This window comes from Nocardioides sp. Root151, from assembly GCF_001427925.1.
GTDB lineage: Bacteria > Actinomycetota > Actinomycetes > Propionibacteriales > Nocardioidaceae > Nocardioides.
Map to the genome: position 1 here is coordinate 975,028 of NZ_LMGG01000001.1, position 13,597 is coordinate 988,624.

A 13,597-nucleotide genomic window follows, 5' to 3' on the forward strand; every position below is an offset into this window, starting at 1 on the left:
CAGGGGCGCCGGCGGCGCCGACAGTGGCCCGGTGACGACACGAGGAATCACCGTTCTGGCCGGAGGTCTCAAGGAGACCGTCGAGATCACCAAGGCGGCCGACGAGGCCGGCTTCGAGGGCGCGTGGTCAGGAGAGTTCCTGAACCGCTCCGCCGTGGTCTCGGTCGCCGCCATGGCCGCCGCGACCGAGAGGATCGGCGTCGGCACCGCCATCGCGTACGCCGTGGGCCGCTCACCGCTGGTGCTGGCCAACGACGCCCGCTTCCTCGACGAGATGAGTGACGGTCGCCTGACGCTCGGGCTCGGCACCGGCACCCGCGGCATGATGGTCGGCTGGCACGGGGTCACCGACCCTGACGGCCCGGCCAGCCGGATGGAGGAGCTGATCCCCCTGCTCCGCCGACTGTGGCACCTGCACGAGGAGCCGGTCCAGCACGAAGGCCGCTTCTACTCCTGCAACATCACGCCCACCGCCGACATCGAGCCCCCTGTGCGCCCCGAGATCCCGATCTTCACCGCTGGCGTGAACGCGCGGATGATCGAGGTCGCCGGCCGCGTCTCCGACGGGCTCATCTGCCACCCGACCCTGACCGACCAGTACCTCGCCGACATCGCCCGCCCGGCCATCGAGAAGGGCGCGGAGAAGATGGGCCGCGACGCCTCCTCCGTGCAGCTCAAGGGCGTCATCATCACCTCCATCCACGACGACCCCGCCCAGGCACGGCGTGAGGCCGCGGCCCAGATCGCCTTCTACGTCGCGCCCAAGGCGTACGGCCCGGTGATGGAGGCCTCCGGGTTCGGCGACGAGGCTGCGGCCATCCAGACCGCGTTCCGGGCCAAGGACCATGACGCCATGGTCGCCGCGGTCAGCGACGAGATGCTCGACCAGATGGCCGCCGCCGGCACTCTCGACGAGGTGCGCGAGCGCGTGGCGCACCTGGAGAAGCGCTACGACCACGCGGCCCTCTACTCGCCGAGCTTCACCCTGTCCGCGGATCGGGTGCGTGAGAACACCTTCGCCATCATCGACGCCTTCCGGCGGTGAGCGACGGGCGGCTCGACGGGACCGTCTCGCTGGTCACCGGCGCCACCAGCGGTATCGGCCGGGCCGTGGCGCGCGCGTTGGTCACGCAAGGCAGCCACGTCGTGGCCGTGGGACGCCGACGCGACCGGCTCGAGGAGCTTGCCGAGGAGCTCGGTGACAGCTGTCATCCCGTTGTCGCCGATCTGACGGTCCAGCCCGAAGCGACCGACGCCGTGGCGACCACGATCGAGCATTTCGGCCGGCTCGACACGGTGGTCAACAGTGCCGGGGTGATGCTCAACGGACCGACCCTGGAGGCCCGGCTCGACGAGTGGGACACCATGGTCGACCTCAACGTCAAGGGCCTGATGTACGTCGCCAGGGCGGCGCTGCCCCACCTCGTCGACGCCGCGGGTTCGAGCCCACGCAGAGTCGCCGACCTGGTCAACATCTCCTCGATCGCGGGACGCTTCGCGAACCGGAACGTGGCCGTCTACAACGCCACCAAGTTCGGCGTCACCGCGATGTCCGAGGCCTGGCGCCAGGAGTTCTCGCCGTACGGCGTGCGCGTGTCGGTGATCGAGCCGGGCGCCGTCGAGACCGAGCTGTTCGACCACCAGCAGCAGCCGGTGATCGAGCACTACGAGCGACTCTTCGCCGGCGTCGAGAAGCTGCACCCGGAGGACGTGGCCGACGTCGTGCTCCACGTCGTCACGGCCCCGCGCCGGGTGGCGCTGGCCGAGGTCGTCATCCGCCCGACCGACCAGGTCTGAGCCGGCAGGTCACGACTCCTCGACGGCCAGTGCATGGGTGGGACAGCGACGAATCGCCTGTTCCACGGCCGCGCGCTGACCCTCCCCGGGCGTCTCGTCGAGCACCTCGAGGTCACCCTCGTCGTCGATGGTGAACACCTCCGGCGCGGCGAACTCGCACTGTCCGTGACCCTCACAGAGGTCCCAGTCGACCAAGACCTTCATGTCAGCCCTCCTTCTCGATCACGACTCGAAGCCGCTTGTAGGCGTTGAACTGGTTCGTGTGCAGCCGGTCCGGCTCGGCGACGGGGCGGATCCGGATCCCGCGCTCGAGCGCCTTCCTGAAGAAGGTGGCCACCTCGGCACGTGCCAGGTGCGATCCCATGCAGGCGTGGATCCCCCAGCCGAAGCCGACGTGGTCGTTGGGGTGCCGATCGATCTTCACCACGTCAGGGTCCTCGAACACCGCCGGGTCACGGTTCGCGGCCTGGAACCAGCAGACCACCTTGTCGCCGGCCTTGATCGTCCTGCCGTCCATCTCGACGTCCGCCGTCGCCGTACGCCGCATGGCCCGGATCGGGGTCACGTAGCGGAGCATCTCCTCGATCGCCGAGCCCAGTAGCTCGGGCTCACGAACCAGCCTCTCCCACTCGTCCGGGAACTCCTCGAAGGCCAGGACGGTTCCGGTGATCAGGTTTCGCGTGGTCTCGTTGCCCGCACCCACGAGGACGAAGTAGTAGGCCGCCAGGTCCTCCCACGGAAGGGGTTCGCCGTCGAGCCTCGCGTGCACCAACTTCGAGACGAGGTCGTGTTGCGGCTCCTCACGACGCTTCTCGGTGAGCACCTTGAAGTAGTCGAACATCTCGTTCCGGGCGCGCTCCTTCTCGTCCGGACCACGCATGTACTCCGGGTCGTCGGAGATCACCCGGTTCGTCCAGTCCAGGAGCAGGTCGCAGTCCTCGCGTGGGACGCCGAGGACCTGGCCAAGGACCTGGATCGGGAGCAACGCCGCAGCGGCCTTCACCAGCTCGACCTCGCCCTTCGCCTCCAGCTCGTCGAGCAGGACATCGACGCACTGGTCGATCACCTCCTGCCACTCCTTGACCCTCATCGCCCGGAGGTGCGGCGCGGCCAGCTTGCGCAGGGGGCCGTGCCGGGGAGGGTCGGTGTTGTGGACCGTGCTGGTGGAGCCCTCGACCTTGCGGCTGAGGATCTGGGTCCCGTCTCCGTTGATGAAGGTGGCCGGGTCACTGACCACCTTCACCACGTCGTCGTACCGGGTGACGGACCAGAAGCCCGGGCCGTCCGACTCGTCGTTCCAGTGCAGGGGCCGGTGTTCTCGCAGGGCGGCCAGGAGGTCGTTCTCCCGTCCCTCGATGAAGGGGGCAAGGTCCATCAGGTCGACCTCGGGACCCTCGACGTACGCCGTCATGTCGTTCACTCCTCGGTGACGTGGGGGAATCCCTTGCCGAAGAGCAGCACGGGCGTGAGGATCTCGGCGGCACGGGGACTGGTGAGCACCGGCCAGGCGGCCTGGGCGTTCGGGTGCAGGGTGTCGAAGCCCTCGGCCAGGAACTTGTCCCAGATCCCGGCCCGGGTCGCGTGCGGCAGGAGGAACTCGCGGGTGTAGACCATGACACCGTCGCGGATCTTCTCCTCGTGCGACTTCTTGGCGAGCACCTTGTACATGTCCATCGTGCCCTTGCGGCACTGCGCGGAGATGCGGGCCATCTCCTCCTGCTCGAGCACCCGGAGCTCGCCCATCGGGGTGTCGATCCTGTCCCGGGCGAACACGACACCGGCCTCGAGGTAGTCCAGGTAGTTGGACGGCTCGGAGAACGTGGTCTGGATCTCGGTGACCACCATGCTCACCTTGTCCGCGGGGAAGATCAGCACTTCGGTGACGCAGTAGGGCAGGCCCTCCGCGACACCTGCCCAGGGGTAGGCGGTCTCGTTGAGGAAGTGGTCACGCACGATGGCCACACGACCGTCAGGCAGCGGGTAGGGACCGGTGTCGGCCATGCCGGCCCGGCAGTCGTAGTGCAGCATGAAGCCGAAGAGCTCGGTGCGCGCATTGAAGGCGCGGAAGCTCGCGAGGTCCTCCGGGTCGTCGAACGGCTTGGCCTGGCTGACCAGGCTCTGCAGGACGTCGTCGTCCAGGGTCGGCACCTTGAAGCCGCGGGCCGAGACGAACCCGGGTCCGTCCCCCCAGGTGCCGTTCTGCAGGCGGCGGCCGTACTGGATGATCGACTCCAGGTCTTCACGGCGGGAGGCTGCGGTGTCCTGGTCCAGCTCGATGCCGATGCCGCGGCCCAGGATCGGGCACACGGACGCGGCCCAGTTGCGAGTTACGTTGATCTTGGTGCCGACCTCGCGGGTCGACGTCTTCGCCAGCTCCAGGAGGCCCTCGACTCCGAGCTCGTCGGTGAGCATCTGCTGGAACTTCGGGTAGGTGTTCCACTGTTGGACGAAGGAGACGGTCTCGTACTCCTGGCGCGGGATCAGGCCGGACTCGCCCTCGCTGGCCCGCCCGAGGATGAAGTCCCACAGGTTCCACGCCGCGTAGTCCAGCCAGCTGTTGACCTCGTCGGTCTCCAGGCGATCACGGCGCACGTTCTCGTGGGTGGTGTCGATGAACGGGACCGCCAGGCGGTCGCGCATCATCGCGTTGCCGGGCTCTCCCTGGGGCACCTCGCCGAGGAAGGCAGCGAGGTAGGTGGCCGGGTCGAAGGTCTCGGTCATGATGTCGTCCCCACTCAGCTCTCGACCAGGTGCACAAGACCCTGGTCACCAGAGATGTCGAGTCGGACCGTGGTGCCGTCGGCCGGGATGGTCTCGCCACGGCCGGTCTGGACGCCTTCGGTGAACTCGGTGGACATGACACACGGGATGCCGAACTCACGGGAGAGGATTCCGAGGTGGCTCTCCGGCGCCCCCTGCAGGGTGATCAGGCCGGCGACCCCCGCCATCAGGGCCGGTGACATGAACGTCGTGGTGCCACCGCGTGAGATGACGACCGTGGTCTCCACGTCGGGGCCGTCGATGAAGTCCAGCACTTCCTCCGGGGAGTCGAGGAACCTGATCGTCCCCGTTGCGCTGTTGGCCGAGGTGAAGGCCTTGACCCCCGTACCGATCTGCCGTTCCTGAACCGCGTCGGTGGTGCTCATGGTGACTCCTCCAGAACCTGTGATGAAAACGATCAGTAAATGGACTGACCGAAGTTGCGCCATCGTGTGTTCGCGGTCACACTGACGTCAAGGGTTTCCTCGCCCAGGGCCGGCAATTCACTCTTTCGAGGGAAGCCGGGGCCCGGATCGGGCGATCGGAGCAGAGGTGAGTGGACGTGTCGACGGCAAGTGACTACGAACCCGCCATGCAGGCTGCGGTGCGTGCGATCCTCCGTGCCGCCCAGAACCTCGATGCCGCGGAGAAGGACGCCGTACGACGGGTCACTGACCCCAACAGCGCGCTCGAGGCTCTCGACGCGATGGAGGCCCACCTGGGTGCCACGGCCGGGCGCGATGCGAACGGCTCACGCAGGGCCATGATCGACATCGGCGCAGCCCGGTCCGACCTGCTCGCCTACCAGCTCGCCCGACAGCGGGCCATGTTGGGCCATCTCACGGAGAGCCTGACCCGGCTGCGCGCCACCACCTCCGTCGCCGACCTGGCCGACTCCATTCCGATCCATTCGGTGGAGCTGGGCTACGAGCGCGCCCTCTTCTCCTGGATCCGCAACGAACGCTGGATCCCCCACGCGATGCACACCCTGAACGGGCCCTCCGAGGCACACGCCGTCGTCGACGCGGGCACCCGGGCACCGCGACACACCCGCGAGCTGCTCGAGGTCGACGTCGTGCGCGGCCGGCGCACGATCCTGGTGCTCGACGCGATGACAAACCCTCGAGTCCATCGAGAACTCCATGACGTGACCCAGTCGCAGACCTATGTGGCCGCTCCCATCATCGCCAGGAACCACGTGGTGGGACTCCTCCACCTCGACCGGAACGCCGACACCGGCACCACCGACGAGTTCGACCGCGACCTGCTGACACTCTTCAGCCAGAGCGTCGGCGCACAGCTCGACCAACTGCTCTTGCAGGAGTCCGTGGGACCGGCCACCGCCGTGGGCACCGTCGACTCGTCCTGGACCGACGTGCTCACCGAGCGTGAGGCCGAGGTCCTCCAGCTGGTTGCCAGGGGCCTCACCAATGCCCAGATCGCCGAGCGTCTCTTCATCAGCGAGGAGACCACGAAGACCCACATGCGAAAGCTCCTGCGCAAGCTCGGTGCGGCCAACCGTTCCGAGGCCGGCGCGATGTACCACCGTCTTGCTGCGAGGCGGTTACCTGCCCCATCCCTCTAACGGGTGATATCTCCGGGAGCGGGTGATGAACCCTTCCGCACCGGTCGACTTCGTTGTTAGGTTCGCCACATCCACGTTCGGTCTGACCATTTGGAGTGGCAATGCCCAAGATCTTCGCCTTCGACCACGACCACGGCCGTGCGCCAGCCGAACTGGCAGGTCTGCTCGGCGGCAAGGGCGCCGGCCTGGCGGAGATGAGCTCCGCCCTGGGCCTCGCTGTTCCGCCCGGCTTCACCATCAGCGTCCCGGTGTGCCGGGACTACGCCTCCGGGGGCTGGCCGAGCGACCTGGACGCCGAGATCGACGACCACCTTCGCCACCTGGGTGAGCGGATGCGGCGCAACTTCGGCGACCAGGGGGACCCCCTCCTGCTGGCCGTGCGCAGTGGGGCCCCGGTTTCGATGCCGGGAATGATGGACACCGTCCTCAACCTCGGCCTCAACAGCGAGACCGTGGTCGGCCTGGCCGCGAAGGCACGGGACGAGCGGTTCGCCTGGGACACCTACAACCGCTTCCTCACCATGTACGCCACCACGGTGATGGGCGTCGCTCCGGACGAGCTGGAGCCCCCGCTGAGGACGGACCGCGTCGAGGAGTTGAAGGCCCAGAACGAGCGCCTCAAGGAGCGCATCCTGGAGCTGGCCGGTCGCCCCGTCCCCGAGGACCCGACCGTGCAGCTCAAGGAGGCCGTGGAGGCCGTGTTCCGCTCCTGGGACTCCGATCGGGCCCGCGCCTTCCGGGCCAAGGAAGGCATTGACGGCGACCTGGGCACGGCGGTCAACGTCCAGGCCATGGTCTTCGGCAACCGGGGCGAGGACTCCGGGACCGGGGTGGTCTTCAGCCGGAACCCCTCCACCGGCGAGAACTGCCCCTATGGTGACTTCCTCCTCCGCGCACAGGGCGAGGACGTGGTCGCCGGCATCCGCAAGACCATGCCGATCGCCGAGATGGCAGTCCACCAACCAGCAGCCGCGGAGGAGTTGTTCGAGGTGCTGCGTCGCCTCGAGGCGCACTACGCCGATGTCTGCGACGTGGAGTTCACCGTCGAGGACGGCCGCCTCTGGCTGCTGCAGACCCGCATCGGCAAGCGCTGTCCCACGGCGGCGGTCCGAATCGCCGTGGAGATGGTCTCCGATCCTCACATCTTGCTGTCCAGGTCGGAGGCGCTCCTCCGCGTGTCACCCGCCGTCCGGGCCGCCGCCCGCCAGGAGTTGGCCGCAGCGTCGGGGGACGCCGTCGACGACGAGCACCTGCTCGGACACGGCCTCGGCGCCTCACCCGGGTTCGTCTCCGGCAAGGTGGTCCTCAACCCGCTCGACGCGCTCGACGCGGAGGAGGACGTGATCCTCGTACGCCGGGACACCAGCCCCGAGGACGTGGCCGGAATGGCCGCGTCCGTGGGGATCCTGACCACCACCGGCGGGCTGGTCAGCCATGCCGCCGTGGTGGCTCGCGGATGGTCCATCCCTGCCGTCGTCGGGGTGGCCGACCTGGTGCTCGGACAGGACGAGTTCACGTCGGCCTCGGGCCTGCGGGTCCGCGCCGGCGACGTCATCACCATCGACGGCACCAGTGGCAAGGTCTGGAAGGGCCACCACTCGGCTCCGGACCCGAATGAGGAGGCCCCGGCCCGCCACTTCCCGGAGCTCGCCCAGCTCGAGGAGTGGGCCGCGCACGAGGAGTCGGCCACGGTGACGCCATGAGGCCGAACGCGGATCACGTCGTCGTGGTCGGCGCATCGCTTGCCGGGCTTCGCGCCGTCCAGACTGCGCGCCAACTCGGCTTCGCCGGACGCCTGACCCTGGTCGGCGCCGAGGAGCACCTCCCCTATGACCGGCCGCCGCTGTCCAAGGAGATGCTCCACGTCGAGAAGGAGCCCAGCACGCCGGCCCTACCCGGCGCCGCCGACCTGCACGAACTGAATGTCGAGTGCCTGCTGGGCACACCGGCCACAGCACTCGATGTGCAGGCCCGCCGGCTCACGGTCGGCGAACAGCAGCTCTCGTACGACGCCGTGCTGATCGCCACCGGCGCCCGACCCCGACGGCTGCCCGGTACGGACAGCATGGCCGGCGTCCACTGCCTGCGCACGCTCGAAGACTCGCTCGCCGTGCGCTCTGCCCTGGACCGAGGTGCCAGGACGGTGGTGGTCGGCGCGGGCTTCATCGGGGCCGAAGTGGCCTCTGCTGCCCGCCGCCGGCACCTGCCGGTGACGGTCGTGGAGGCGATGACGATTCCCCTGACCCGAGCGGTCGGGGAGACCGCAGGCGCCAGCCTGTCCGCACTGCATGCGCGCCACGGCACCGACCTGCGCTGCGACGTCTCGGTGGAAGCAGTTGTCGGAACCGACCGGGTCGAGGCCGTCCGGCTCAGCGACGGCTCCATCGTCCCGGCGGACCTGGTCGTGGTGGGCATCGGCGCGGAGCCGGTGACGGACTGGCTCGAGTCCTCGTCACTGACCATCGACAACGGGGTCGTCACCGACGCGAATCTCTTGGCGGGCCACAACGTGTGGGTTGCGGGCGACGTCGCCCGGTGGCACAGCTCGCTCTTCGACCGCCACCTGCGGCTGGAGCACTGGACCAACGCCGGGGAACAGGGTGCCCACGCAATGCAGAACCTGTTGCAGCCGAGCGAGCCCACGCCGTACGAGCACGTGCCCTACTTCTGGTCCGAGTGGTACGGCCAGTGGATCCAGATGGCTGGCCTCCCGGAGGGGGAGCCTGAGGTGGTCACCGGCACCTGGGACGCCGAGGCCTTCGTCGCGCTCTATCGCCAGGGAGAGCGCCTGGTCGGTGCCCTGGCCATGAACCGGCGCGGCGACATCATGAAATACCGCACACTCATCGCCCGCGGGGCCACCTGGCAGGACGCCCTCGAGCTCGCGAGCAAGCGCAACGAACGCTCGCCCGTGCCTGCTGTGACCGTCTGACCAGCCGAGGAGAATCCGATGCGCCACGACGACATCTACGTTGCCGGCCGATGGGTCCAGGCCCATTCCCAGCAACGCCATGACGTCATCAACCCCGCCACCGAGGAGTTCATCGCCTCCGTGCCCGACGCAGACGTCCAGGATGTCGACGCCGCGGTCGATGCTGCCCGCGCAGCCCTTCCGGCCTGGCGCAGTCTCAACGCGGAGGAGCGTGCCGCGGCCCTTGAGCGCTTGGCCGACGAGATCTCCCGTCGCAGCGAGGACCTGACCCGCCTGATCACCACCGAGAACGGCACCCCGGTGTCCGAGAGCTCCGGGGCACCGAAGCACGCCGCTGCCCATCTGCGCGTGACTGCGGAGTTGGCTTCCCTGCTCAGCGGGCTGGACGACCGCCCCAACCCGATGGCTCCCGGGCATTCGGTGGTCAAGCGCGTGCCGGTGGGCGTGGCCGCACTCATCACGCCCTGGAACTTTCCCCTGGGCCTGGTCATCATCAAGCTGGCCCCCGCGCTGCTCGCGGGCTGCACCGTGGTGATCAAGCCCGCGCCCGAGACTCCGCTGGCCACCCGACTCCTGATGGAGTGCGTGGGCGCCGCGGGCATTCCCGACGGGGTCGTCAACCTCGTCACCGGCGGTGTCGAGACCGGGCAGGCCCTGGTCGAGCATGCTGGCGTCGACAAGGTCTCCTTCACCGGATCGACCGCCGCCGGGCGCTCCATCGGCGCCTCCTGTGGGCATCAGCTCAAGGCGGTCACCCTGGAACTCGGCGGCAAGTCCCCCGCAATCGTGCTCGACGACGCCGACCCGTCCGTGATCGAGCAGCACCTGCTCAAGGTCGCCATGCGCAACACCGGCCAGACCTGCAAGGCCTGCACCCGCCTGCTGGTGCCCAGCTCCCGGTACGACGAGTACGTCGACCTGGCCGCCGACGTGATCTCCGGCGCGAAGCTGGGCGACCCCTTCGACCCCGACACCTTCTTCGGCCCGCTGGTCTCCGCCCGACAACGCACACGCGTCCTCGACTACTACGAGATCGCTGCCGCCGAAGGCGCCAAGGCCGTCATCGGCGGACGAGCCGCCACGGGCTTCGCGAAGGGGTACTACGTGGAGCCGACCGTCTTCCGTGACGTCGACAACGGCATGCGCATCGCCCAGGAGGAGATCTTCGGGCCGGCCCTTGCCGTGATCCCCTACCGCGACGTCGACGACGCGGTCGCGATCGCCAACGACTCGCCGTACGGCCTCGCCGCAACGGTCTTCAGCAGTGACCTCGACCGGGCCACCGGCGTGGCCGATCGTCTGTCCACCGGCAACGTCGGCATCAACCACTACGGGTCGAATGCGGCCGCCCCCTTCGGTGGGCACAAGGACAGCGGTCTCGGCACCGAGTTCGGCGCCGAGGGCCTCGAGGCCTATCTGACCTATACGTCCATCCATTACCAAGCCTGACGCGCAGAGGGAGCAGCCATGAGAGCCGCAGTGATGTGGGAAGCCGGGAAGCCGTTCGAGATCGCCGAGGTGGAGATCGCCGCCCCTGGCCCGGGCCAGGTGAGCGTCGAGCTCCACGCGTGCGGCGTGTGCGCATCCGATCTGTCCCTCACGACGGGCTTCGGCCAACCGGTGCCCGTGGTCCTGGGTCATGAGGGTGCCGGGATCGTGACCGAGATCGGCGCAGGTGTGAAGCACATCGAGCCCGGCCAGCACGTGGTCGTGGCATGGGTCCCGCCGTGCGGGCACTGCACTCCGTGTCGGCGCGGTGATGACTACCTGTGCGCCAACCGTCGTTCCTCGGCGGACGCCCGCGCCGGACGCGGCACCCCTGTCACCTCGCCACTCTCCGTGGACGGGATGCCCATCCATCAGGGCATGGCCACCGCCACCTTCTCCGAACGGACCGTGGTGCCCGCGAACGCCGTGGTGCCGATCGATGCCGACGTGCCGTTCCCGGTGGCCGCGATGATGGGCTGTGCGGTGCCGACCGGTGCCGGGGCGGCGCTGCGCAGCGCGAAGGTCCAGCCCGGGGACGCCGTGGCCGTGATCGGTTGCGGTGCGGTCGGCCTGAATGCCGTGATGGGAGCCGTGGTCGCCGGCGCAGCGGAGCTGATCGCCGTGGACCCGATGCAGAGCCGGCGGGACAAGGCCATCGAGCTGGGTGCCACCCGGACCATCGCCCCGGAGCAGCTGGAGGAGCTCTCCGACCTCGACGTGGTCATCGACGCCGTCGGCAACCCCACCACCGTGCAGGCCGCCTGGCGTGCCACCCGTCGCGGTGGCACCATCACCGTGGTCGGTGCCGGCCGTCCCGACCAGACGGTCGAGATCAACGCCTACGAGCTCTTCCACGACGACAAGCGCATCACCGGCAGCTTCCACGGCGGCATCTCGATGCACCGCGACCTGCCGACTCTGGTCGGACTGTGGCGCAGTGGGCGGTTGCCGGTCGAGAAACTCATCGACGACGTGGTCGACCTGAGCGAGATCAACGACGTGGTCAAGCGCCAACAGTCCGGAGACGTCGTGCGCACCATCCTGACCGCCACCGGAACCGAGTCCGCAGCGGGCAACGATGCCTGAGACCCACGAGTCTGCTGCGACCCACCTGCCTCTGCCGGGCACCACGAACCTGCGCGACCTGGGCGGCCTGCCGACCGATGACGGAAAGGTCGTCGCCCACGGCCGGCTCTACCGCGCCGAGGTCCTGGCCCGCGCCTCGGACGACGTCCTGAACGCCCTGCACGGCGCCTACGATCCGATCCATGCCGAACTGTTCCGTGGGTTGGGCGTGCGTACGGTTCTCGATCTCCGCTCCGACCGCGAGTTCGAGTCGACTCCCTCTGCCTGGCCCGAGGCCACCGGCGGCCAGGCCCGGCGTTTCGTCTTCGCCGAGGGAGGCGAGGGCAAGGACACCGGCATCGTCCTCAGGATCCTGGCCGGCGAGCTCACGAAGTTCGATGCCGAGGACCTCGCCGAGTTCTACAAGGGCACGATCGACCGGACCGGGACCACGTTCGCGCAGGCGATCTCGACCCTCGCCGACGATGGCCAGTTGCCCGCACTGATCCACTGCACCGCCGGCAAGGACCGGACCGGGCTGATGATCGGGCTCGTGTTGGAGCTGCTCGGTGTCCCCCGCGAGGTGACGGTCACCGACTACGCCTACACGCAGGTGCTCCGGCCGAACCGGGTGGACGCCTACGCCTCCATGATCCGCGAGGCAGGCGTCGACCCGGACGCCGTGCGGGTGGTGTTCGAGACGCCGGCCGAGAGCATGCGCAGGGCTCTCGCCCATCTGGACGAGGAGTACGGCGGCCCAGTGGCGTACCTCGTCGCGGCCGGGATGAACCCTGATGTGGTGCCGGCACTGCGTGCCGCGCTTCTGGTGGAGCCGACTCAGCCGGCGGCGTAGGTGAGGTAGACGGACTCGCCGACCATCGCGGGGCGCTCCTGGCCGTTGATCTCGATCGTGAGGGCCACGCGGTACTGCACACCGCCGTCCGGCCGACGAGTGCCTTCGGGGATCGAGGCGCTCAGCCGAATCTCGGCGTCAACGGGCACGGGTGCGGTGAACCGCACCTTCTCGAGGCCGTAGTTGGTGCCGCGCCCGTGATCGGTGATGGTCATCAGCTGCTTGAGCATCGACGGCACGAGGGAGAGCGTCAGGTACCCGTGCGCGATGGTGCCGCCGAACGGCCCGTCTGCCGCCCGCTCCGGGTCGACGTGGATCCACTGGTGGTCGTCGGTCGCGTCGGCGAAGGTGTCGATGCGGGTCTGCTCGAGCCTGCGCCAGGGCGAGGAGCCCAGGTCCAGGTCCTTCGCCTCGGCCAGCTCGGCCACCGTGATCTCAAGCGTCATCAGGTCCTGCTCCTCGTTCGACTCGTCCAGCGTTGTGGCGAGACCATCACTGCCGACACCGCTGGTCAACCGGGACAGGACCTTCCGCCTGTCGCGATCGACAGCGCGGCGCGTGGGACGAGAGGACCGGGAAGGCTCCGACGTCTTACGTTGGCCCCATGAGCAAACCCGCACTGCCGTCGTACGCACAGGTCCTCGAGCTCGAGCCCCTGCTGTCCGGCGAGGTCTCCCCCGATTTCATCGACGTCAACGGGCACATGAACATCCGCCACTACCTCGACTACTGCGCCACGAGCGCCGATGTCATCTGCCGGCGGGTGGGCATCGACGACGACTACCGGGCGCAGCGCCGGATGGGCGTGTTCACCGCGGAGCACCACATCCGCTACTTCAGCGAGATGCACGAGGGCGGCAAGTTCTCCGTGCACACCCTGCTCCTCGGGCGCTCGCGCAAGGCCGGCCACGTGCTGGCGTTCCTGGTCGATCGCGACCGCGAGGTGCTGGCCTGCACCGTCGAGATCGTGCTCGTGCACGTGGGGATGGACACCCGTCGGCCGGTCGACTTCCCCGAGGACGTGTCCGCGGCGATCGACGGCTGGGTCGCAGAGGCTGCGCAGGTCACCTGGCCGATTCCCCTGTCCGGCTCGATGGGCCTGCGGTCCTGAAGGACC

Annotated in this window: 14 protein-coding genes; 9 read left to right on the plus strand and 5 right to left on the minus strand. The window is 68.8% G+C overall.

Translation table 11 applies throughout. The features are described from left to right. Positions 1-31: 31 nt before the first annotated feature. A complete protein-coding gene (locus tag ASD66_RS04610; RefSeq protein WP_056890163.1) occupies positions 32-1,045 on the plus strand; it encodes an LLM class flavin-dependent oxidoreductase in 1,014 nt (337 codons plus the stop codon). Next, a complete protein-coding gene (locus ASD66_RS04615) occupies positions 1,042-1,797 on the plus strand; it encodes an SDR family oxidoreductase (protein ID WP_056890164.1) in 756 nt (251 codons plus the stop codon). Before ASD66_RS04610 ends, ASD66_RS04615 begins: the two co-directional genes overlap by 4 nt. 9 nt (positions 1,798-1,806) lie before the next feature. On the opposite strand, the gene ASD66_RS04620 is transcribed toward ASD66_RS04615, so the two are convergent. The 4 genes from ASD66_RS04620 to ASD66_RS04635 are packed head-to-tail and all read right to left on the minus strand — an operon-like array spanning position 1,807 to position 4,943. Further along, positions 1,807-2,001, minus strand: coding sequence for a ferredoxin (locus tag ASD66_RS04620; protein WP_056890165.1), 195 nt, complete (start codon positions 1,999-2,001; stop codon positions 1,807-1,809). Between the two features lies 1 nt (position 2,002). Continuing rightward, positions 2,003-3,208 carry a cytochrome P450 gene (locus tag ASD66_RS04625; RefSeq protein ID WP_056890564.1) on the minus strand — a complete coding sequence of 402 codons (1,206 nt, stop codon included), beginning with the start codon at positions 3,206-3,208 and terminating at the stop codon, positions 2,003-2,005. 5 nt (positions 3,209-3,213) lie between these two features. Next, positions 3,214-4,518: a hypothetical protein gene (locus ASD66_RS04630; RefSeq protein ID WP_056890166.1), complete on the minus strand. Its 1,305-nt coding sequence runs from the start codon at positions 4,516-4,518 to the stop codon at positions 3,214-3,216. Positions 4,519-4,532: 14 nt separating this feature from the next. Continuing rightward, on the minus strand, positions 4,533-4,943 hold the full coding sequence (locus ASD66_RS04635) for a PEP-utilizing enzyme (protein WP_056687887.1): 411 nt from the start codon (positions 4,941-4,943) through the stop codon (positions 4,533-4,535). Between the two features lie 176 nt (positions 4,944-5,119). Between ASD66_RS04635 and ASD66_RS25145 the strand changes: the two genes are divergently transcribed. The 6 genes from ASD66_RS25145 (at position 5,120) to ASD66_RS04665 (ending at position 12,480) form a co-directional block, all read left to right on the plus strand. Then, entirely contained in the window at positions 5,120-6,142 is a 1,023-nt protein-coding gene (locus ASD66_RS25145; RefSeq protein WP_235529960.1) for a helix-turn-helix transcriptional regulator, read from the plus strand. A gap of 101 nt (positions 6,143-6,243) precedes the next feature. Then, positions 6,244-7,845: a pyruvate, phosphate dikinase gene (locus ASD66_RS04645; RefSeq protein WP_056890167.1), complete on the plus strand. Its 1,602-nt coding sequence runs from the start codon at positions 6,244-6,246 to the stop codon at positions 7,843-7,845. Further along, a complete protein-coding gene (locus tag ASD66_RS04650; RefSeq protein ID WP_056688238.1) occupies positions 7,842-9,074 on the plus strand; it encodes an NAD(P)/FAD-dependent oxidoreductase in 1,233 nt (410 codons plus the stop codon). Before ASD66_RS04645 ends, ASD66_RS04650 begins: the two co-directional genes overlap by 4 nt. Positions 9,075-9,092: 18 nt before the next feature. Further along, complete coding sequence (locus ASD66_RS04655) at positions 9,093-10,523, plus strand: aldehyde dehydrogenase family protein (RefSeq protein WP_056687881.1); 1,431 nt, start codon at positions 9,093-9,095, stop codon at positions 10,521-10,523. A gap of 18 nt (positions 10,524-10,541) precedes the next feature. Beyond that, complete coding sequence (locus ASD66_RS04660) at positions 10,542-11,648, plus strand: Zn-dependent alcohol dehydrogenase (protein ID WP_056687878.1); 1,107 nt, start codon at positions 10,542-10,544, stop codon at positions 11,646-11,648. Then, a complete protein-coding gene (locus ASD66_RS04665; RefSeq protein ID WP_056687875.1) occupies positions 11,641-12,480 on the plus strand; it encodes a tyrosine-protein phosphatase in 840 nt (279 codons plus the stop codon). The genes ASD66_RS04660 and ASD66_RS04665 overlap by 8 nt, the downstream gene beginning before the upstream one ends. Here the strand turns inward: ASD66_RS04665 and ASD66_RS04670 are convergent. Continuing rightward, complete coding sequence (locus tag ASD66_RS04670; protein ID WP_056688235.1) at positions 12,465-12,926, minus strand: MaoC family dehydratase; 462 nt, start codon at positions 12,924-12,926, stop codon at positions 12,465-12,467. The two genes, ASD66_RS04665 and ASD66_RS04670, sit on opposite strands and share 16 nt — an antisense overlap. A 158-nt stretch (positions 12,927-13,084) precedes the next feature. Here ASD66_RS04670 and ASD66_RS04675 point away from each other — a divergent pair, with 158 nt between their 5' ends. Further along, on the plus strand, positions 13,085-13,591 hold the full coding sequence (locus ASD66_RS04675) for a thioesterase family protein (RefSeq protein ID WP_056687870.1): 507 nt from the start codon (positions 13,085-13,087) through the stop codon (positions 13,589-13,591). The last annotated feature ends 6 nt before the right edge of the window (positions 13,592-13,597 follow it).